Origin of the sequence: Bacillus sp. B1(2022), from assembly GCF_040259625.1 — a bacterium.
GTDB classification, from domain to species: domain Bacteria; phylum Bacillota; class Bacilli; order Bacillales; family Bacillaceae; genus Bacillus; species Bacillus velezensis.
Genome location: NZ_JANIFO010000006.1, coordinates 139693 through 160732, shown reverse-complemented (window position 1 = coordinate 160732; position 21040 = coordinate 139693). Strand labels below are relative to the sequence as shown.

22 protein-coding genes, 2 pseudogenes and 1 other annotated feature are annotated in these 21040 nt (G+C 47.7%); of the genes and pseudogenes, 18 read left to right on the top strand and 6 right to left on the bottom strand.

The features are described 5' to 3' along the window. The first annotated feature begins 134 nt into the window (after positions 1 to 134). From glnK to NQS30_RS12625, 5 genes and pseudogenes are all read left to right on the top strand, one after another. On the top strand, positions 135 to 1427 hold the full coding sequence (gene glnK / locus NQS30_RS12645; RefSeq protein ID WP_160223407.1) for a two-component system sensor histidine kinase GlnK: 1293 nt from the start codon (positions 135 to 137) through the stop codon (positions 1425 to 1427). Position 1428: 1 nt separating this feature from the next. Further along, positions 1429 to 2376, top strand: coding sequence for a glutamine utilization two-component system response regulator GlnL (gene glnL, locus NQS30_RS12640; RefSeq protein ID WP_218791466.1), 948 nt, complete (start codon positions 1429 to 1431; stop codon positions 2374 to 2376). Between the two features lie 20 nt (positions 2377 to 2396). Beyond that, positions 2397 to 2615: pseudogene (locus NQS30_RS12635) on the top strand (hypothetical protein); the annotation flags it as partial. Positions 2616 to 2663: 48 nt separating this feature from the next. Continuing rightward, positions 2664 to 2914, top strand: a binding site (T-box leader). An 88-nt stretch (positions 2915 to 3002) separates the two neighbouring features. Next, entirely contained in the window at positions 3003 to 3167 is a 165-nt protein-coding gene (locus NQS30_RS12630) for a tryptophan RNA-binding attenuator protein inhibitory protein (RefSeq protein WP_007409016.1), read from the top strand. Between the two features lie 115 nt (positions 3168 to 3282). Further along, a pseudogene (locus NQS30_RS12625) lies at positions 3283 to 3477 on the top strand (transposase); the annotation flags it as partial. Between the two features lie 145 nt (positions 3478 to 3622). On the opposite strand, the gene NQS30_RS12620 reads toward NQS30_RS12625, so the two are convergent. Further along, the gene (locus tag NQS30_RS12620; RefSeq protein ID WP_025284174.1) at positions 3623 to 4516 is read right to left on the bottom strand and encodes a cation diffusion facilitator family transporter; all 894 of its coding nucleotides are present in this window, start codon (positions 4514 to 4516) and stop codon (positions 3623 to 3625) included. A 428-nt stretch (positions 4517 to 4944) separates the two neighbouring features. Between NQS30_RS12620 and NQS30_RS12615 the strand changes: the two genes are divergently transcribed. The 4 genes from NQS30_RS12615 to NQS30_RS12600 all read left to right on the top strand — a co-directional run bounded on the left by NQS30_RS12615 (position 4945) and on the right by NQS30_RS12600 (position 7566). After that, positions 4945 to 5565, top strand: a complete 621-nt coding sequence (locus NQS30_RS12615) for a nitroreductase family protein (RefSeq protein ID WP_011996264.1) — start codon at positions 4945 to 4947, stop codon at positions 5563 to 5565. 24 nt (positions 5566 to 5589) lie between these two features. After that, positions 5590 to 6528 (top strand): ring-cleaving dioxygenase, encoded by a 939-nt coding sequence (locus tag NQS30_RS12610; protein ID WP_114354892.1) that lies wholly within the window; start codon positions 5590 to 5592, stop codon positions 6526 to 6528. A 130-nt stretch (positions 6529 to 6658) separates the two neighbouring features. After that, the gene (locus NQS30_RS12605; RefSeq protein WP_007609195.1) at positions 6659 to 7048 is read left to right on the top strand and encodes a DoxX family protein; all 390 of its coding nucleotides are present in this window, start codon (positions 6659 to 6661) and stop codon (positions 7046 to 7048) included. Between the two features lie 179 nt (positions 7049 to 7227). Beyond that, on the top strand, positions 7228 to 7566 hold the full coding sequence (locus NQS30_RS12600) for a thioredoxin family protein (protein WP_007409022.1): 339 nt from the start codon (positions 7228 to 7230) through the stop codon (positions 7564 to 7566). 63 nt (positions 7567 to 7629) lie between these two features. Here the strand turns inward: NQS30_RS12600 and NQS30_RS12595 are convergent, their stop codons facing one another. Next, entirely contained in the window at positions 7630 to 8013 is a 384-nt protein-coding gene (locus tag NQS30_RS12595) for a DUF2512 family protein (protein ID WP_218791467.1), read from the bottom strand. Between the two features lie 153 nt (positions 8014 to 8166). Between NQS30_RS12595 and NQS30_RS12590 the strand changes: the two genes are divergently transcribed. The 4 genes from NQS30_RS12590 to tatC all read left to right on the top strand — a co-directional run bounded on the left by NQS30_RS12590 (position 8167) and on the right by tatC (position 11607). Continuing rightward, the gene (locus NQS30_RS12590; RefSeq protein ID WP_011996267.1) at positions 8167 to 8595 is read left to right on the top strand and encodes a cell wall hydrolase; all 429 of its coding nucleotides are present in this window, start codon (positions 8167 to 8169) and stop codon (positions 8593 to 8595) included. A gap of 263 nt (positions 8596 to 8858) precedes the next feature. Then, complete coding sequence (locus NQS30_RS12585) at positions 8859 to 10610, top strand: alkaline phosphatase D family protein (protein WP_218791468.1); 1752 nt, start codon at positions 8859 to 8861, stop codon at positions 10608 to 10610. Between the two features lie 12 nt (positions 10611 to 10622). Continuing rightward, a complete protein-coding gene (locus NQS30_RS12580) occupies positions 10623 to 10820 on the top strand; it encodes a twin-arginine translocase TatA/TatE family subunit (RefSeq protein WP_003156681.1) in 198 nt (65 codons plus the stop codon). A 61-nt stretch (positions 10821 to 10881) separates the two neighbouring features. After that, positions 10882 to 11607 carry a twin-arginine translocase subunit TatC gene (gene tatC / locus NQS30_RS12575; RefSeq protein WP_069007459.1) on the top strand — a complete coding sequence of 242 codons (726 nt, stop codon included), beginning with the start codon at positions 10882 to 10884 and terminating at the stop codon, positions 11605 to 11607. Here the strand turns inward: tatC and pcp are convergent. Further along, positions 11604 to 12251: a pyroglutamyl-peptidase I gene (gene pcp, locus NQS30_RS12570; protein WP_169510046.1), complete on the bottom strand. Its 648-nt coding sequence runs from the start codon at positions 12249 to 12251 to the stop codon at positions 11604 to 11606. The genes tatC and pcp overlap by 4 nt on opposite strands. A 71-nt stretch (positions 12252 to 12322) precedes the next feature. On the opposite strand from pcp, the gene NQS30_RS12565 reads away from it, so the two are divergent. Beyond that, on the top strand, positions 12323 to 13450 hold the full coding sequence (locus NQS30_RS12565) for an aminotransferase class V-fold PLP-dependent enzyme (RefSeq protein ID WP_218791469.1): 1128 nt from the start codon (positions 12323 to 12325) through the stop codon (positions 13448 to 13450). A 35-nt stretch (positions 13451 to 13485) separates the two neighbouring features. On the opposite strand, the gene lmr(B) is transcribed toward NQS30_RS12565, so the two are convergent. Then, a complete protein-coding gene (lmr(B), locus tag NQS30_RS12560) occupies positions 13486 to 14925 on the bottom strand; it encodes a lincomycin efflux MFS transporter Lmr(B) (RefSeq protein WP_218791470.1) in 1440 nt (479 codons plus the stop codon). 36 nt (positions 14926 to 14961) lie between these two features. Then, on the bottom strand, positions 14962 to 15528 hold the full coding sequence (lmrA, locus tag NQS30_RS12555; protein ID WP_007409030.1) for a transcriptional regulator LmrA: 567 nt from the start codon (positions 15526 to 15528) through the stop codon (positions 14962 to 14964). Between the two features lie 177 nt (positions 15529 to 15705). Here lmrA and NQS30_RS12550 point away from each other — a divergent pair, with 177 nt between their 5' ends. The 4 genes from NQS30_RS12550 (at position 15706) to NQS30_RS12535 (ending at position 19932) form a co-directional block, all read left to right on the top strand. Then, entirely contained in the window at positions 15706 to 16821 is a 1116-nt protein-coding gene (locus tag NQS30_RS12550; protein ID WP_011996274.1) for a type II asparaginase, read from the top strand. Between the two features lie 196 nt (positions 16822 to 17017). Then, the gene (gene estA, locus NQS30_RS12545) at positions 17018 to 17662 is read left to right on the top strand and encodes a lipase EstA (protein WP_025284183.1); all 645 of its coding nucleotides are present in this window, start codon (positions 17018 to 17020) and stop codon (positions 17660 to 17662) included. A 136-nt stretch (positions 17663 to 17798) separates the two neighbouring features. Further along, complete coding sequence (locus NQS30_RS12540) at positions 17799 to 18869, top strand: helix-turn-helix domain-containing protein (protein ID WP_218791471.1); 1071 nt, start codon at positions 17799 to 17801, stop codon at positions 18867 to 18869. A gap of 130 nt (positions 18870 to 18999) precedes the next feature. Then, a complete protein-coding gene (locus NQS30_RS12535; protein WP_025284185.1) occupies positions 19000 to 19932 on the top strand; it encodes an aldo/keto reductase in 933 nt (310 codons plus the stop codon). Between the two features lie 43 nt (positions 19933 to 19975). Here NQS30_RS12535 and NQS30_RS12530 read toward each other — a convergent pair whose 3' ends face one another. Further along, the gene (locus NQS30_RS12530) at positions 19976 to 20971 is read right to left on the bottom strand and encodes a DUF5105 domain-containing protein (protein ID WP_218791472.1); all 996 of its coding nucleotides are present in this window, start codon (positions 20969 to 20971) and stop codon (positions 19976 to 19978) included. Positions 20972 to 21040 lie beyond the last annotated feature (69 nt).

The following is a 21040-nucleotide window of genomic DNA, read 5'->3' as shown; positions in this document are numbered from 1 at the left end:
CAAAATACGACAAAATCATTCTTAAAATAAGCCGATAGATTTATAAATCAGCCGGAGCGTCCCGTCATTCGGGTCTAAAGAAATTTGCGGACTGTATCGGTCTTGTTCAAAATAGACAGAAGAAGGAAGTGATTATGATCAGGCTCGACTATTTACTGAAAAAAGACGGCTATCTTTTCGCCCTTATGCTGATCACCGTGCCGCTGGCGGGGGAACTGAAATTTTACCCCCTGAATGAGGTATATCGGATCAGCTTCGGCGCCCCGGCTTTTTTCTTTTTTCTGCTGCTGCTTCGGCATGTGCCGGCAGTATTGTCAGGGCTGTTGACAGGTGCAGCCGTTGTGGCATTCCGGATCGGCCTGGCGTGCTGGGGAGGAGAGCATGCCGGCTTTACGGAGGTTTTTTTCAGCCAATATCCCAGTTTCTTTTTTTACTTTACATATGCCTGCTTGTTTTATGTGCTGAAGGTCAGGCTTTTTTGGGATCGGCCGCTGATGATCGGGTTTCTCGGTTTTCTCATTGAAATTGCGTCCGATGTCGTTGAAATGACGGTTCAGTTTTCCGGCGGCCGGCAGATTATGATGCCGGACAAGCTGGCGGATATTGCGGTTATCGCTGTTTCTCACACATTTATTGTGCTGAGTTTTTTCAACGTGATGAAGCTGCACGAATCTCAGGTCAGGGAAAAACAAACGAGAAAGCAGCATGAGCACATGCTGATGATTGTGTCCAACTTATATGAAGAAACGATTCATTTGAAAAAAACGCTGAAAACGACGGAGCATGTGACGAAAGAATCCTATCAGCTATATCGGGAAATGAGCGGGAACGACCGGGAGCTCGGGAGCCGAATGCTGCGCCTTGCGGGAGAAATTCATGAAGTGAAAAAAGACAATCAGCGAATATTCGCCGGTTTGTCGAAGCTGATTTCCAATGAGAGATTCCGGGATTACATGAATGCCGCCGCTCTGGTCGGCATCGTCATCCGAATCAATGAAAAATACGCCGAATCTTTAGGCAAGGACATTCAATTCCGGAGTGTGATTGAAGGAGAACATCCCGATTATCACGTCTTTACCGTCCTGTCGATCTTAAATAACCTGACCGCTAATGCCGTCGAAGCCATGGGAGACAGGGGTGAGATCCGCCTCGCGCTGCGCAGGACGGAAGGAGAAAAGGCTGAATTTCAGGCGGAAGATGACGGTCCCGGCATTCCGGAAAAAATCGGAGAGGTCGTTTATGATCCCGGGTTTACGTCCAAATACGATGAATTCGGCACACCTTCAACGGGCATCGGGCTTACTTACGTGAAGGAAATTGTAACTGAACTTGACGGAGACATTTCCTTTCATAACAAGCCAAAAGGCGTCATATTTACGATTAAACTGCCGGTGAAGCATTTGATTGCAGAAAGGATGAACTCATAATATGCGTTTTTTTATAGCTGATGATGACCGGGCGATCCGTTCCATTTTAAAACAGATGATCGAGGACGAGGACTTAGGAGAAGTCGTCGGTGAGGCAGAGGACGGAAGCCAGATTGAAGGGCATTATCTCCATTTTAAACAAGTCGATATTTTATTAATTGATCTGCTGATGCCGGGTCGGGACGGGATTGAGACGATCCGGCATCTTCAGGGATCGTACAACGGAAAAGCGGTGATGATATCGCAGGTGGAGGCAAAGGAAATGGTGGGAGAAGCTTATTCTCTCGGCATCGAATATTTCATTCACAAACCGATCAACAAAATCGAGATCGTCACCGTTTTGCGAAAAGTAAAAGAGCGGATTGAACTGGAAACCTCGATCGGCGACATCCAACACTCGTTAAGCCGTCTTATTCAGCGGAATGAGCCGAAAAAAAGCGGGCCGGGGGGGATGCGCGAGAAATCAATCAAAGAAACAGGAAAATTTCTTTTATCGGAATTAGGCATCGTGGGAGAAAGCGGGGCGCATGACCTCATGGCCGTCCTTCACTATTTATTTGAGGATGAACAGGCGGAAAGAAACATCCCGTCTTTAAAGCAGATGTTTACAAACGTCGCCATCCGGAAGCTGGGGCCTGCGGCGGCACAAGCCGAGGTTAACAGGGAAATCAAAGCCTCGGAACAGCGGATCAGAAGGGCCGTCATTCATTCGTTAAACCATTTCGCTTCATTGGGCACAACTGATTTTTCAAACCCCAAATTTGAATATTACGCCTCGAAATTCTTTGATTTCCCCGCTGTCAGCAAGAGAATGAAAGAAATGCAGGCTAAGGAAACCGTGCCGCTTTCTCCGGTTAAAGTGAATATGAAAAAATTCATTCACGTCTTCTTTTTGGAGGTGAAAGATTTACGCGAGGGATCAAAATTTGTCAGCGGAGGCAGCCGGTAAGCTGGCATTGGAAAAGATGACAAACGTGGATAAATGACAGTTCGTACTGGCCTGATTTTTCCGCGCTGATCCATGGCTTGCACCCTCCGCATATTTTTGTAAACGAAAATCAGCATGTGACAGAATGGCAGGCCGCTTACCCTGTGGAAACGGCGAAGTTTGCGCTTCAGACGGGGCAAGAGGAGCATATGCAAATGGCGCGGGACATGCTCGGCCTGACCGATCCGAAAGGTTATTGACTTCCGCCGGATGACAGCGTATGATACATTTTAAAATAAAAGAACGGATGAACAATGCTGAGGAAGAGTAAGTACGCATCAGCGCGCGGGGTTCAGAGAGTCGGTGGCCGCTGTGAACCGATCCCCGTCCGGTGCCGAATGGGCTTCTGAATTGCTGCGCTGAAATGACAGTAGGCGGTGCCGGGATTCTTTCCCCGTTATCAAGAAAGGAGTATTGAAACCGTGTGTTTCTGTACTTTTTGAGCGAATGGCTCTTCAGCCGTTAATAAAGGTGGCACCGCGAAAACCTCGTCCTTTGATGGACGGGGTTTTTTTGTATTGTTAAGGAGGTGATGGCCATGGAAAGTGACTGGAGACGGACAAACAATCAAAAAAGGAGGGATATTCATGGTGATCGCAACCGACGATCTTGAGCTCACGTGTCCGCATTGTGAAGGAACCGGCGAGGAGAAAGAAGGGACGCCCTGTCCGAAGTGCGGCGCGAAGGGCGTCATATTGACCGCTCAAGGAAACACGCTGCTGCATTTTATCAGAAAGCATATTGATCAGTGAAATCAAACGAAAAAGGCCGTTATCCGGCCTTCAGGCTGTCGAGAAAATCTCGACAGCCTTTATTTTTCCCTTGTCATAAAATAAAAGAAAGACTGAAAAAAACGGTTTCTTTCTCATGTTCCACACAAGAAATTTTTCTCAAAACAGAGCCGAATTCGTTCTGTTTGACCAACTCGTCGAAGAGGATCACCTTCTTCGAAAAATTGATAAATACATAGACTTCTCTTTCATCGTTGAAAAGGTCAAACCTTACTGCAGTGAAAATAAAGACCATCCCTCACTTGATCCGCTGATCTTATTCAAAATGATGTTGAAGATTGCCACATACCCAGCCAAGCAAAGCTAGGCATGTGGGAGTGCTTTTTCTGCACCTGAAATCAAATGAATATGTAAAGAAACAGCACAAAACAAAAAAGCTTGCAGAAAAAACATCGTTTTCTCTACAAGCTGCTTTTTTATTCTTCAAAATAAGGATTCACGTGGATGAGCACTTCTTCAACATCTGAAAAGTGTCTTTGGATTTCATTTCGGATTTCGCGGGCAATATCGTGTCCCTGCTTAATCGTCAAATCATGATCCAAAGATAACCGGACATCAAGCAATTTATAGTGGCCGTGTTCTCTTGCTCGGATTTTATCGAGCCGTTTGACTTGAGGGCAGTGCAAAATAACGGCTTTATATTCCTCTATCAGTTCGGGATCAACACTTTTTTCCATGAGAACGTCAACAGACGGCCTGATTAATCCCATTGAAATCTTAAAAATGAGGTACGCCACGATGACACTGGCAATTGCATCGGCGTACAACAGATAGGACCATCCGCGTGTGTTCCCGATAATCGCCAATAGGACGCCGATAAAAGCGGCAAGAGAGGCAACGATATCGCCTTTATGATCGTATGCAATCGCTATAATCGCTTTACTGTTCCATTTTTCCCCTTGTTTGATCGAATAACGATATAAGATCTGCTTAGCCGCGTAGGATATCAGAGCCGCAAACAATGCGCTGTATTGCGGGATGCTTGGACCTTCAACAAAGGACGAAATCGCTTCTATCAGAATATACACGGAAACGAGCATTAATATTATTCCTACAATCGCTTCGCTGATGACCTCAGCTTTGCCATGCCCGAAAGGATGGTCTTGATCGGGCGGCTTATTAGAAATGCCGATGACGGCCAGGACAGCAATTGAAGCCACGACATCCGCTGCAGAATGTATACCGTCGGCAAAAACTGCTTCACTATCGCCTATCAGTCCAAAAAAGATCTTTCCTGCCATTAAGATCAGATTGGCTATCAATGCAATCAAAGCAACTTTTTTGCTTATTTGTTCTCTTTCACTTGTCATTTTTTCCTCCTATAAAACTGCACAAAAAAATAGAGGCGCTTTTGATTCGCTCTCCGTATCCTTTCTTGTGTAATCACTTTGCTTATCGTACCAATTCAGTTTCGAGTGGGTCTATAGCAAGGTTGTTTCCTGTTTACTAATAAATAAGGTGACAGAAAAAAAGTTGGAGCAGGGCTAAACAGTACACAGACAAAATGGGGCTGAATTAAAAAAAGAACTGTTGACATTTGAGTGTTTATCTTTTATTATTATCTCGAATTCAAGATATTTTAATTCAAGATAATTTAATTAGAGTGCAGGATAAGAACCTGCCAATCGTTTGAATCACGAAAGGATCAGTGAAGAGAACGTTTCGTTTTTTGATCATATGTTATTTGGTTTTTTATACTATAATATCTCGAATTCGAGATAAAGGGGGTACGAGGGAAATGGCTGAATTTGTACAGCTAGTGAATGAAAGAAGATCTGCAAGCAACTTTCTTCCAGAACATCCAATCACAAGAGATGAACTCAACGAAATGTTTGAATTGGTTGCGTTGGCTCCATCAGCTTTTAATTTGCAGCACACAAAATATGTGACGGTTCTTGACCCGGATGTAAAAGAAAAGCTGAAGCAGGCCGCAAACGGACAATATAAAGTGTTTAGCTCATCAGCTGTTCTTTTGGTTTTAGGGGATAAGCAGGCATATCAGCAAGCGGCTGACATCTATGAAGGATTGAAGATGCTGGGGGTATTAAATAAACAAGAGTATGATCACATGGTTCAAGACACCGTTTCGTTTTATGAAAACAGGGGAGAACCATTTAAGAGAGATGAGGCGATAAGAAATGCTTCACTTTCTGCGATGATGTTTATGCTGAGTGCTAAGGAAAAAGGCTGGGACACCTGTCCGATGATAGGGTTTGATGCTGAAGCCGTGAAACAGATTTTGAATATAGATGATCAATTTGAGGTCGTCATGATGATTACAATCGGGAAAGAAAAAATAGAAAGCAGAAGGCCGCGCGGCTACCGAAAGCCTGTGAATGAGTTTGTGGAGTATATTTAACTATTTGTAAAGGAGCAAATAAAAATGGCGAAAAAAACGATGGGCATCCATCATATTACAGCAATTGTCGGTCACCCTCAAGAGAATGCTGATTTCTACGCTGGAGTGCTGGGGCTGCGATTGGTCAAGCAAACGGTCAATTTTGATGATCCGGGTACGTATCACCTTTATTTTGGGGATGAAGGCGGGAAGCCGGGAACAATCATCACATTCTTTCCATGGGCGGGCGCCCGCCAAGGCATCATTGGAGACGGACAGGTTGGCGTGACATCTTACGCCGTGCCGAAGGGTGCCGTGGCGTTTTGGGAAAAGAGACTTGAAAAGTTCAACATTCCATACACAAAAATTGAGCGTTTTGGAGAACAGTATATAGAATTTGATGACCCGCACGGTCTGCACTTAGAAATCGTGGAAAGAGAAGAAGGAGAAGCCAATACGTGGACGTTCAAAGACGTAACCCCGGATGTTGCCATTAAAGGCTTTGGCGGTGCGACCCTGTTATCAGCACAGCCTGAAAAAACAGGTAAACTGCTAGAAAACATCATGGGGCTTGAGCGAGTCGGTAAAGAAGGAGACTTCGTTCGTTATCGTTCTGCCGGTGATATCGGAAATGTGATTGACCTTAAGTTAACGCCTATCGGCCGCGGGCAAATGGGTGTCGGCACGGTCCATCACATCGCTTGGCGGGCTCAGGATGACGAAGATCAATTAGATTGGCAAAGGTTCATTGCTGCGCACGGATATGGTGTGACTCCTGTTCAGGATAGAAACTATTTTAATGCGGTTTACTTCAGAGAACATGGGGAAATCTTATTTGAGATCGCAACTGATCCGCCGGGCTTTGCCCATGATGAGTCACAAGAAACAATGGGCGGAAAACTGATGCTCCCTGAGCAGTATGAACCGCACCGGGCACAAATTGAACAAGGGCTGCTGCCGTTTGAAGTGAGAGAATTAGATTGATTGATAGATGAACGTGAAGCATGAAGAAAAATAACAAGACATACATTTAACAGATGTTTGCTGGAAGCGACTGTTGGTAAACAGCTGCCTTGCAGACATCATATAATATGAAAAATAAGGAGAGATAAAAATGGAAGATGCAGGACTATTACTTATTCGAATCATGATTGGTGTGGTGTTTCTGTTTTATGGATCACAAAAATTATTCGGCTGGTTTGGCGGATACGGAATTAAAGGAACCGGACAATGGTTCGAGTCAATTGGAGTTAAACCAGGTAATGCCGCGGCCGCTTTATCAGGTCTCGGGGAACTCGCAAGCGGAATTCTATTTATTTTAGGTGTTTTCCTCCCGCTCGGAGCTGCTATTATAACGATTATTATGTTAGGTGCCATCGTAAAAGTCCATGGAGCGAAAGGATTTGCCAACGGTGCCGGCGGTTTTGAATATAACTTGGTGCTGATTGCAGTCTCCATCGGAGTTGCACTCATCGGTTCAGGGGCGTATGCTTTGCATTTTTAATATAAGTATCTAAGAACAGTTACTGAAAAGCGGTAACTGTTCTTTTATTTTTTAAGCACAACGTTCAGGTGCTCTGAATAGCAAAAAAGCGGATATGTTCAATATAAATGTGTATAGTGAATGTAAGAGTATTGATGAGCTTGGTCATGAAAGACGAGCCGATTTGGAGGAGGGTTTTGTTGAAAGAGATGGCAGAATTACATTCATTAGATTCTATCGAGAATTTTATTAAACAGCATCAATTCAGTTTTATCTACATTTCAAGACCCGCCTGTACAGTATGTCACGCTGTTCTGCCGCAGCTCAGAAAAGTATTGGATCAGTTTCCGAATATCAAATTGGGGCATATCAATGCTGACGAGGTAGAAGAGGTGGCCGGCAGATTTTCAGTCTTCACTGTTCCCGTGCTTCTTTTGTTCATTGATGGGACTGAGTTTCTGAGAGAAGCCCGCTTTGTTCATTTTGAACAGCTCGAAGAAAGGCTGAAAAGGGTTTATCAGTTATATCAAGATGTATAAAGCGTTTATACTTTACAAATAAAAAGCCCCCTTTAAAGGGGCTTTTATCCGGCCTTTTTTACGTTATTCGGACCGGGGTTCTAAAAAACGGGACCCGCCCAAGTCTTTTCTCATCAGATAGATATGGAAAAAATATTCTCCGACGGCGATGATGACGGCGGAAATAAGAGCGGCAAACGCCAGTCTTCCTCCGGAAATGCCCATGGACAGCGGCATTCCCATCAGCCAGACAACAAGAAACGCGATTCCGAAATCAGCGGACGTCGCCGTGATGTTATTCCATCTCGGCAGCACGTACAGGTCGCCCGTAAAGTAAGAAACGGCTCCCAGCACAATGGTCATCAGCAGCACGTCGCCGAATGTAAAGCGAAAACCTAAGCCGAGTATCAGATACAGAATAATGATGGTCATAATGCCTTTGATGGCAAGCGCTTTAATGTGTTCCATGCGAATTCCTCCTTATGGAAATCATGTTAGTATGTTTCCTCATAACGTGAAATATAAACCCTTTTTTCGTGAACATTTGTTTTCTGGCTTTTGTCTGTCATCACTGGGCCGCGGCTGAATATGATGAAGGGAGAAAATACGGGAGGTGTCATGATGGCAGTCGTAAAAGCGTCGAGCGCCGATCTGGATCTAATGGCAAGGCTGCTCAGGGCGGAAGCGGAAGGCGAAGGGAAGCAGGGAATGCTTTTGGTCGGCAATGTGGGAATCAATCGGGTGCGGGCGAATTGTTCTGATTTTAAAGGCCTGCGCACCATCAGGCAGATGGTGTTTCAGCCGCACGCGTTTGAAGCGGTGACTCACGGATACTTTTACCAGAGACCGCGTGAATCCGAGCGGAGGCTTGCCCGCCGGACGATTAACGGAGAACGGTTTTGGCCGGCTAAGTTCAGTCTGTGGTATTTTAAGCCGCCGGGAAACTGCCCGCCGACTTGGTATGATCAGCCGTTTGTCGCGAGATTCAAATCCCACTGCTTCTATCAGCCGACAGGTGAAACGTGCGAAAACGTGTACAATACATTTTAATCCCGGGCGCACCGTTCTGAGAATGAACGGTGTTTTTTTAATTTCTTGTGAAGAAAAATAGGAAAAAAGTTCGCTTGACGGATGACAAGCCAAAAAGAAACAGAGGGGGTTTTCTCCCGGCGGGGCAAGGTTTGTCGAAACAATGTGAAAAATGTCTCCCGCCGTCCATTTTTCAGCCTTACAAACCCTTCACACTTCTTCATAGCGGTTTAACATTTCTTTTTTATAATAAGGGCGATCAATGAGACGAAAGGGGAACTGACATGACACATGACGGCCGTTTAGATGAATGGATCAAGGAATTGGAGAACAAAAGCTTTCAGAACAATACGTTTGACCGCCGCGAATTTATACAGGGCGCCGGGAAAATCGCCGGTCTTTCCCTCGGGTTAGCGATCGCGCAATCCATCGGCGCGTTTGAAGTGAATGCCGCTCCGAAATTTTCAAACTATCCGTTCACCCTCGGCGTAGCTTCCGGCGACCCGCTGTCTGACAGCGTCATTCTCTGGACGCGTCTTGCCCCTGACCCGCTGAATGGGGGCGGCATGCCGAAGCAGGCCGTGCCGGTAAAATGGGAAATCGCCGCTGATGAACATTTTCGTCACATCGTCAAACGCGGAACGGAAATGGCCAAGCCGAATCTCGGACACTCCGTCCATGTCGAGGCGGACGGGCTCAAGCCCAATAAAGTGTACTATTACCGGTTTAAAAGCGGGCATGAGCTCAGTCCCGTCGGCCGGACGAAAACGCTGCCCGCTCCCGGTGCTGACGTATCCGCCATGACGTTTGCATTTGCCTCATGCCAGCAGTATGAACACGGCTATTATACGGCGTATAAACATATGGCGAAGGAAAAGCTTGATCTCGTGTTCCATCTCGGAGATTACATTTATGAATACGGACCGAACGAATATGTGTCAAAAACGGGAAATGTCAGGACGCACAGCAGCGCTGAAGTGTATACACTGTCAGATTACCGCAACCGTCATGCCCAATACCGCTCTGATGCCAATCTGAAAGCCGCCCACGCCGCATTTCCGTGGGTCGTGACGTGGGACGATCATGAGGTGGAAAACAATTATGCCAATATTATCCCTGAAAAAGGCCAATCCGTTGAAGCGTTTGTGCTCAGGAGGGCCGCAGCTTATCAGGCTTATTATGAACACATGCCGCTCAGGCGCATGTCATTGCCGAACGGTCCTGATATGCGGCTGTACAGGCAATTTTCTTATGGCAATTTAGCATCGTTCAATGTGCTTGATACAAGACAGTACAGAGATGATCAGGCCAACGGCGACGGGAATAAGCCGCCTTCTGATGAGTGGAGAGATCCGAAGCGTACATTGATGGGGACAGAACAGGAGCAATGGCTCTTCGGAAATTTAGCCGCCTCAAAAGCGAAGTGGAATGTGCTGGCGCAGCAAATCTTTTTCGCGCAATGGAATTTCGGAACAACCGCCAATCCGATATACAGCATGGATTCATGGGACGGCTACCCGGCTCAGCGGGAGCGGGTCATCAATTTTATAAAAAGCAAAAACCTGAACAATGTCATCGTGCTGACGGGTGATGTTCACGCAAGCTGGGCGTCAAACCTGCATACCGATTTTAATCAAACGAATTCAAAGATTTTCGGAGCCGAATTCGTCGGGACCTCCATTACATCTGGAGGAAACGGGGCGGATAAACGGGCCGATACGGATCAGATCTTAAAACAAAACCCGCATATTAAGTTTTTCAACGATTACCGCGGCTATGTCCGCTGTACGGTGACCCCTGCCCAATGGAGAGCGGATTACAGAGTGGTGCCGTACGTGACGGAGCCGGGGGCTGAGGTATCCACGCGGGCTTCATTCATTTATCAGAAAGACCAGACGGGGATTCGGAAGGTCTCTCAAGCTGCGGTTGCAGGCGGTGTAAAGCAGTCAAACGAGGTGGAAGAGGATCGTTTCTTCGCCCATAACAATGCGCATGAAAAGCAAATGAGAAAGAAACGGGCCAAAATCTCACAATAAGGAGGCACACTCATGTTTTCTAATATCGGCATTCCCGGGTTGATCCTGATCTTCGTCATCGCTCTCATCATTTTCGGGCCTTCAAAGCTTCCGGAAATCGGCCGTGCCGCCGGCCGCACGCTGCTTGAATTTAAAAGCGCCGCAAAAACACTGGTCTCAAATGAAGAGCCGGACAAGCAGACGGCTGAGAAAGACAAAACGGCAGGCTGAATCCTGACATGGGGGCAGACGAATCCGTTTCTGCCTCTTTCTCTATAAGGAGGATGTACGATTGGATAAAAAAGAAACCCACTTGATCGGGCATTTAGAGGAAGTCCGGCAGCGTCTCATTAAAACCGTTATCGCCTTTCTCGTGTTTTTTATCGGCGCCTGCTGGTTTGTGCAGGATATTTATGACTGGCTGATCAAGGATTTGGATGGCAGGCTGGCCGTTTTAGGGCCGAGCGAGATTTTATGGGTGTATATGATGATTGCGGGAATATGCGCCCTTACGGCAACGATTCCGGTTGCCGCTTTTCAGCTCTGGCGTTTTACGGTGCCGGCTTTGACCCCGTTTGAACGCCGCGCCGCTTTGCTTTACATTCCGGGGCTTTCGGTTTTGTTTATTATCGGAATTTCCTTCGGGTATTTTGTGCTGTTTCCGATTGTGCTCGGATTTTTAACACAATTATCCGCCGGCCATTTTGACATGGTATTTACGGCGGACAAGTATTTTACCTTTATGCTGAATCTTACATTGCCGTTCGGATTTTTGTTTGAAATGCCTCTGGCCGTCATGTTTCTGACACGGCTCGGAATCGTGAATCCAACCCGGCTGGCAAAGGCGCGGAAGCTTTCGTATTTTGTGCTGATCGTCGTCTCGGTGCTGATTACGCCTCCGGATTTTATGTCTGACTTTCTCGTCATGATTCCGCTGCTCGTCCTCTATGAAATCAGTGTGACGCTGTCCCGCATCGTTTACCGGAAGAAATGGGCCGAGGCGCCGTCTGCAGCTTAGTGAAGTTCGCCTCCGCCGGTCTCAATATCGTCCTCATGCGCCGCGGCGGTCACCGCGGCGATTTTGAGCGCTTTTGTCACGAGATCCAGGCTGAGGCTCGGCGCAGACTTTTGCAAGGTTTGCTCCGGAATGTACGGGATGTGTATAAACCCGCCGCGGATGTGCGGATGATGGCGGCTGATTTCATCCATCAGCCCGTAAAAGAGGTGATTGCATACAAACGTCCCCGCCGTGTAGGATACAGCCGCGGGAATGCCTTCCTTTTTGATTTCCTCAACGATCCGTTTGATCGGAAGGCCGGTCCAATAGGCCGCGGGACCGTCTTGAGAAATGTTTTCCCCGACAGGCTGGTTTCTTTCGTTATCCGGTATGCGCGCCTCATTGAGATTGATCGCGACCCGTTCCGGCGTGATCTGCATTCTGCCGCCTGCCTGTCCGACACAGATGATAATGTCAGGCTGATGCTTTTTGATCGCCTCGCGCAGCACGGCAAGAGACTTATAAAAAACGGTCGGCACTTGTTCAGATACGATAGAGGCAGGGCCATCAGCGGCACCATTCAGCCGTTTGACCGCTTCCCATGAAGGATTGACCGTTTCCCCGCCGAAGGGGTCAAAGCCTGTCAGCAATACTTTTTTCTCCATATAAAACCCTCCTTTTCTTTTTACCATACTCTATAATGGACATATATTCCTGCCGAAGGGGGAAACACGTCTTGAATTCGCCTCTGGTGCAATACCGATCTTTATTTCCGACGCTCCGCACACATACGATGCTCGCCAGCTGCTCTCAAAGCGCTCTTGCCCTGCCGGTTTCAAAAGCGATCAATGACTATCAGGAAAGCCTGCTTCAGCATGGCGGAAACTGGGAAGAAGCCATTGGACGAACGGAGCGGGCAAGGTGTGAATTTGCGAAATTGATCGGCGCCCATCCTGAAGAAATCGCCGTTTTACCTTCAGTAACGGCTGCTGTCTCTGCCGTCGTTTCTGCTTTACCGGATTGCCGAAAGAAACAGGCGGTGTATACGGAATTGGATTTTCCGGCGATCGCCCACATTTTGAAGGCACAGACTGAGATGGAGCTTTCAGTCGTGCCGTCTGAAGATGGAATGATCCCGTTAGAGCGGTATGAGACGTACATATCGGAACAGACGCTTTTCACCTGTGTGCCCCATGTGTCCTATACGTCCGGTTTTGTCCAGGATATGAAGCGCATTGCCGAGATATCCGCAAAGAAGGGATCGCTTCTTTTTGTCGATGCTTATCAATCAGCGGGGCACATCCCGATTGATGTAAAAGAATGGGGAGTTGATATGCTGGCCGCGGGTGCGAGAAAGTATATGCTCGGCATACCGGGAACGGCGTTTCTTTATGTCAGAAAGGAACTTGCCGAACGGCTGAAGCCGAAAGTCACCGGGTGGTTCGGGCAGCAGCGGGCGTCGATGCTGGATTTAACCCGTTTTTCTTATGCGGACGGAGCCAAACGCTTTGAGACCGGAACCCCGGCATTTATCAGCATATATGCGGCACAGGCGGCTTTATCTCTAGTAAACGATGCCGGCACAGACCGCATTCACCGGGAAGTAAAAAAACTCAGCGCATTTGCGTATGAATACGCTTCTGAAAAAGGATTGAATCTCACAGGGCCTCCGTCTGCCGATGACAGACCCGGCATGATTTCCATACGGGATGAAAAAGCGGCGGAAACGGCTGCGCTGTTGAGGCGGAAAAACATCGTATGCGCACCCAGCGGACAAATCATCCGGCTGGCGCCTCATTTCTATAACACGGCCGATGATCTGATGTATGCGATTGATGAACTGGCTGAAGCGCGCGGTATATAAAAAAACAGCAGACTCACGGGGAGCCTGCTGTTTTCTTATGAGTGATTCACTTTGACCCGTTTCATAAAGAAGGCGCTGATCAAGCCGATAGCGGCGACAATCATCGCGAAGATAAAGGCGTGCTGGACGCCCGCAATCAGCGCGTGAGAGTATGCGGAAGGATCATTCGGGTTTTTCACGGTGCTCATATAATTCTTCTGCCCGGCTGCCATGATGCTGACCGCCACCGCAGTGCCGATTGCGCCGGCCATCTGCTGGAGCGTATTCATAATGGCCGTTCCGTCCGGGTAAAATTCCGGCGGCAGCTGGTTTAAGCCATTCGTTTGCGCCGGCATCATGATCATGGAAATGCCGATCATCAGGCATGTGTGGAGCACGACGATGAGAATGGCCGTTGAAGTGCCGGTAATGTTTGAGAAAAACCAAAGTACGGCGGCCGTGATGACAAACCCGGGAATGACAAGCCACTTCGGGCCGTATTTGTCAAACAGGCGCCCCGTCACCGGAGACATAAAGCCGTTTAAAATACCGCCCGGCAGCAGGATGAGCCCGGACGTAAACGCCGTCAGCATCAGTCCGCTTTGTAAATACATTGGCAATAGAAGCATTGTCGATAAGATAACCATCATACAGATAAATACAATCACGACACCGAGAACAAACATCGGATAGCGGAAAGCGCGCAGATTCATCATCGGCTGCTTCATTGTCAGCTGCCTGATGGAAAATAAGATGAGCGCGATCGCACCGACAGTGAGCGAACCGATAACCGTCGGGCTTGACCAGCCGTCTGATCCTTCGCCCGCATTGCTGAATCCGAATACGATGCCGCCAAACCCGATCGTAGACAGAATAATGGAAAGCACGTCAATTTTCGGTTTTGTAATGTCAGACACGTTCTGCATGTAGGCGATGCCGAATAAAAGAGCCAACACAAGAAACGGCAGGGAAATCCAGAAAATCCAATGCCAGTTCAAATGCTCTAACACAAGCCCTGAAAATGTCGGACCGATCGCAGGAGCGAACATGATGACAAGCCCGATCGTCCCCATTGCCGCTCCGCGCTTATGCGGCGGAAAGATGACGAGGATTGTATTAAACATCAGCGGCAGCAGCAGCCCGGTTCCTAAAGCCTGCACGATTCTCGCCGCCAAAAGAAACGGAAAGCTCGGCGCAAGCGCTGCAATCAGCGTGCCGATAATGGAAAAAGCAAGTGAAACGATAAACAGCTGTCTCGTCGTAAACCATTGCAAAAGCAGACCCGATACCGGGACAAGAATACCGAGAACGAGCAGATAGCCCGTCGTCAGCCACTGGACGGTCGCAGGAGTGATATGTAACTCCTTCATCAGGTCAGTCAGGGCGATATTCAGCGCCGTTTCACTGAACATGCCGATAAACCCTGCCGTCAGTAAAGAAATCATGATCGGCATGACTTTATATTGTATGGAAGGCTGAGCGTTTTCCAAAATCATTCTCCTCTCTTTCTATACGTACATGTCTCTCGTATTTTATGTCTTCAGCAGGTTCGGGATTTGTTTAGAAATATGGAGGATCGGCATTTTGTCTTTTTTGGCTAAGGACACAATGATGCCGCCTTCTATCATGGCATTTAAAACAGTGCTGATTTCCGCCGCTTTCTCATCAGAAAAACCGGCTGATCTCAATTTGCCCGCGAACAGATTCTCCCATTCCTGATAAGCGCTTTGACAGGCCTGCTGGAGCTTTTCGCTCTTTAAAGCAGTCTCGGCAGCCAGTAAACCGACAGGAAACCCTTCAAAGTTCTCCGGACATGTGAATTGGCTTGATAAGTCCTGTAAAAACGCTTGAATGCTTTCCGCAGGATCAGGATGGGCATCAAGGCTTTCTTTTATTTTCATACGGATATAATGGCTCATTTCATTGACAGCCTCAATGGCGAGCTGCTCTTTGCCGTCCGGAAAATGATAGTAAAGAGAACCTTTCGGGGCACCGCTTTCTTTAATAATCTGATTCAGCCCCGTGCCGTAATACCCCTGAAGCTGAAACAGCCTGGTTGCCGCGGCGAGGATTTTTTCACGAGAATCTCCATAGCTCATAATGTTCCCACCTTACTGATTTTTGACAAATTTAAAATATAGTGACTGGTCTATTATCTTGATTTCACATGACGGTGTCAAGGTTTTTTAACGGTTATTTTCTTCGGGAGGTTGCCTGACAAGCGCGTTGACCGGTGCGAGGAAAATCTTCATAAATAAAGAAAAGGAGAGAAAAGAATGAAAAAACAATTTATGCCCTTCATTACATTTATCACGGCTCTGCTCTTCATCGCGGCCGGCTGCTCCCAATCTCCTCAAGCGAAAGAAACACCGCCCCGGATGGCAGCCGCAGCCCCAGCGAAAAAAGACGGACTTCCGAATGTTAAAATTCTTGCCACCGGCGGCACAATTGCAGGCGCTGCTCCTTCAAAGACGTCCGCTACGGAGTACACGGCGGGGGCAATCGGAGTTGATGCCCTGATTCAGGCCGTTCCGGAGATAAAAGAGGTCGCGCATGTGAGCGGAGAACAGGTTGTGAATATCGGCAGCCAGAATATGAATAACGAGACACTGCTGAAACTTGCAAAACGGGTAAACAAGCTGCTCAAGTCTGATGATACAGACGGCATTGTCATTACACATGGAACAGACACACTTGAGGAAACCGCCTACTTTCTCAATCTGACGGTCAAAAGTGACAAGCCCGTTGTTGTCGCCGGGTCAATGAGGCCGTCCACGGCGATCGGAGCGGACGGGCCATCCAACTTATATAACGCTGTAAAAACAGCGGCTGCGCCTGATGCGAAAGGCAAGGGGACGCTTGTCGTATTAAATGACAGAATCGCTTCGGCGCGCTATGTGACAAAAACCAATACAACCGCGGCCGACACATTCAAATCGGAAGAAATGGGTTATATCGGAACAATTGCTGATGACATCTATTTTAATAACATCATGACCCGAAAGCATACGAAGGATACAGATTTCAAGATAGATAAACTTGATAAACTGCCGCAGGTCGATATTATATACGGCTATCAAAATGACGGAAGCTATCTCTTTGAAGCTGCCGTAAAATCAGGGGCGCAAGGCATTATTTTTGCAGGCCCGGGAAACGGCTCAATGTCTGATGCGGCGCAAAAAGGCGCCGTAAAGTCGGTCAAAAGCGGGCTGGCGGTCGTCCGCTCCACAAGGACGGGAAACGGAACGGTAACACCTAATCGAGAGTATGAAAAAGACCATTTGACAGCTTCAAACTCTCTCAACCCTCAAAAAGCGCGGATTCTTCTGATGCTTGCGCTGACAAAAACGCATGACCCTAAGCGGATTCAAACCTATTTCAATGAGTACTAGGAGAAGAGAACCGGGTGTTCTCTCCTTTTTTGTTATGCCGTATTAAAGCATAAGCGTGCTTTCGGGAAAGGGACGTCTTTCTCATTTTTCCGCTCTTTTTTTAATTGTTGAAAACAGTAAAAAATACACTATTTTTTCCTTTTCTTCTCTAATAGAATAAAAACTGCAAAAATATTACATAGCAGGAGGAAAGTTCATGAAACATATAAAAAGCAAAATTCTAGTTGTCCTTACAGTTTGTATGCTGTCCGTCATTTCCGTATTTGCCTTCCAGCCGACCGTATCGAAAGCCTCCTCAGGGCATAACCCTGTTGTCATGGTCCACGGAATCGGCGGGGCGTCCTTTAACTTCGCGGGAATCAAAACATACTTGGCATCCCAAGGCTGGTCAAGAAAAGAGATGTACGCCATCGATTTCTTAGACAAAACCGGAAACAACAGACACAATGCGCCGAGACTGTCCAATTACGTGAAAAAAGTGCTCAGCGAAACAGGTGCGAAAAAAGTCGATATCGTCGCGCACAGCATGGGCGGAGCCAACACGCTCTATTACATTAAAAATCTTGACGGCGGAGACAAAATCGCAAACGTCGTCACACTCGGCGGAGCGAACGGCCTTGTGACCAACCGGGCGCTTCCGGGGACTGATCCGAACCAAAAGATTTTATATACATCGATTTACAGCTCAGCGGACTTAATCGTCCTGAACCCGCTGTCACGGCTGATCGGCGGGAAAAACGTGCAGATTCACGGTGTCGGACACATCGGACTTTTGATGAACAGCCAAGTAAACGGGCTGATTAAAGAAGGTCTGAACGGCGGCGGACAAAATACAAATTAACAGTTTCAAAGCCCCGGAGAATGAGAATATCCCGGGGGCTTTTTTTCTTCCATATTCTTTTTTCGCCGTAAACCAAGCCCTCTGAAGTTATTTTTGTTAAAATAATAAAGTTATATCAGAATTCGGAGGGTTTATTGTGGGAAAAGTGAAAAGAAATGCCCCTTGCCCATGCGGCAGCGGGAAGAAATATAAAAAATGCTGCGGAAGCAAAGAAGCTGCCATTCCGGCAGACATCGCGGCAAAAGAAGCGAAACAGATTCAGGAAAGCCTAATGGAGTACGCCTTTACAGCACATAGAGACGGCATATCATCATTTATTAACCAGCACGCGTTCATTACGGAGCTGGACAGACAGACAAAAGACATCGGAGTCTTCAACCTCGGCATCTGGGGAATTTTCTTCCGTCCGCTGGCAGGCGGCAAGACGATTTTTGAAGAATATCTTCAGAAAAAAGCCGGCGGCATCAACCGCCCGAAAACACGGGAAATCGTTGAATCATGGAAAAGCATGACACCTGCCGTTATGGTGCTTGAAGATGTGAAAGAAGGAATGATTCACTTTGAAGATGTGATGACGAAAAAACAATTCAAAGTGGAAATGGACGTCAGCCAGCAGGATCTTCCGCCGGCGGGAAGCCTGATTCTCGGCTATCCAATCCACGAAGCGGAAAAAGCGGAGTTCTTCATGCAATTTACGATCTTCCCTGTGAAGCGGGCCGAAGCTCTAATCAGCAAAGTGAAAAAGGCGGCGGCCCCGGCCCTTGCGGAAGGAAAATCGCCTGAGCGCTTTATGCAGGAAAACTTCGACATTGTGCTGGCCGCTCTTTTAGGAACGGCGGAAGAGCCTGAGCAGGCTGCTGAAGAAAAACAGACAGAGTGGGCCAACGACATGGAGAAGGAAACGGCAGACGCCATTGAAAAAGGCCTGAGCGGGGATGAATACCCGGCTGAGCTGGTTCCGGCCGTAATTGATCTGTGGAAAACGTTCTGTGTCAAAAAAACACCGACGATCAGAAAGCCTGAAGCTTTCGCGGCGGCGGTCGAATATTACGTAAACAGCATTTCTCTGAACGGCGCGTCCGTTTCTCAAGCCAAGCTGGCGAAGAAGTACGGCGTCAGCGCCTCAACGATTTCCAGCCGCTATAAGGAAATCGAGGGTGCTCTCACGGATGAAGCCGAACGCTTCGCCGCAGCTCTGACATCTTAATACACAGCCAAAAAAACCTTGAAGGGCAAACGCTTTTCAAGGTTTTTTCTGTAGAGAGGCTCTCAGGCAGGATAATTCTTACCGTCTATCTAATACTAAACAGAGCGATAAAAGGAAGGGAGCCTGAGCCATGGATGAGACACGTACGCTGGGCAGGACGGATTTACGGGTAAAGCGTATCGGTTTTGGCGCAAATGCGGTCGGAGGACATAATCTGTTTCCGAATCTTAATGATGAAACGGGAAAAGAACTCATCCGCACAGCATTGGACGGCGGCGTCAATTTTATTGATACGGCGTTTATATACGGTTTGGGGCGTTCCGAAGAGTTAATCGGTGAAGTTGTCGCAGAGCGCGGCGTGCGGGACAGCCTCGTGATTGCGTCAAAAGGCGCGCATAAAGAAGTCAACGGACAAATCGAGCTGGACAACAGCCGTGAATTTCTCCGGAGTGAGGCGGAAAACAGCCTGAAGCGGCTGAAAACAGACGTGATTGATTTGTATTACGTCCACTTCCCTGACGGCAAAACACCGCTCTCCGAAGTGGCGGGCACGCTAAAAGAACTGAAGGACGAAGGGAAAATCAGAGCAATCGGCGCGTCCAATCTCAGCTTCCGGCAATTGCAGGAGTTTAACGCCGACGGCTATTTAGAGGTTTTTCAATCGGAATATTCACTGATTCAGCGTGAGGCGGAGCATGATCTGCTGCCTTATTGTGAAAAGAACGGCATTTCCTTTATTCCTTATTTCCCGCTTGCTTCCGGCTTGCTGACGGGAAAGTTTACAAAAGACACAGTCTTTGAGGACAGCCGAAAGAACAGGCCGCCGTTTCAGGGAGAAGCTTTTCACCAAAATCTGGAGCGAGTGGATAAGCTTCGGGCCGTTGCGGAGGAAAAAGGGGCGCAGACAGCGCATATCGCACTCGCGTGGCTTCTGTCGCAGCCGGCAGTGGATGCGATCATTCCCGGAGCCAAACGCCCCGACCAGCTGAAACACAATCTGGACGCGCTTAATGTGCAGTTAACCGAGGATGAGGTTCAATATATCAGTGACATCTTTAAGTGAAAATAAAAAAAGGAAATAGCCTGCGCTATTTCCTTTCTTGTTGTCAGGACGTTTTCAAAAACGCTTCTGTCAATCCTTCCAGATCGGCGTCTGTATCCAGATACCACTGGCCGCGGGCGTTTTTCTTCATCTCAATTTCTCTTGTAACAGAAGAAGAAGCCGGTTTCAGGAGCATAAACTCTTCCGGATAGACAGAAAGCAGGTGGCTGACAATTTCGTTTTCATCAGCATCAGGGTGCTTTCCGGCATAGTCTTGCACGCGGTCTTGCAGCTGGCCCGCAAGGGGAGACATATCAAGCGGCGTCACTTTTGCTTCAAGGACGGCTTTTTTGCCTGACATGGATTTGGTATGCACCTTGAGCTCTGTGTTATCCCGAAGCGCTGATGACATGGCGTCAATAATAGCGGAAATGGCTTTTGAGTCCGCCTGTTCTTGTGAAATGCCTGCAGAAGCGATAAAGCTGGCTTTCGCCGATTCCTGATATGCGGCGGCCGTCATTTTTTCATTTACACCGGTCAGGCGGGTGAAATCTTTATTGTGCTTGCCGTACAGCATCACATCAATGTATGCGGATAATGCGTCCGCCGGGTCAGGTTTTGCGTTGGAGGCTGTGCCTTTGACTTTCAGTTTATAAGATAAAGGCTTCGCGTCTTTTGCCTGCGGCTGATATACCAATTCATAGGATTTGCCTTCGTCAGCCGTGAAGTACAGATTGCCCGTCACTGTCTTACCCGCATGAAGCGTGCCGCTCTGCATCAAGTCTTCCTTATCGGCCTTGGCTGTTTTCGCGTCATCCTGATAAAGCGAGAAGTCGCTGCTTTTGACGGTAAGCGGGTCTTTGCCCGTATTTTTGACGGTGACCGTTACTTTCAGCGCGGCCGGATGTTCAGTATCGTCTGAAGCGGCCCATGCTGTCTCTTTTATTTTCACTTTCGCCGTGCTGCTTTCCTGGCCGCCGCTCGTTTCGCTGCTGCACGCGGCGGTAAATGCCGTGAGAAGCAGAATGAAAAACACGGCGCTCATTTTTTTGATGGACATCTGGTTTACCCCCTGTTGTTAATGATTAATTCGATAGTCATGAAGATGGACAGGTTAATTATACTAGTT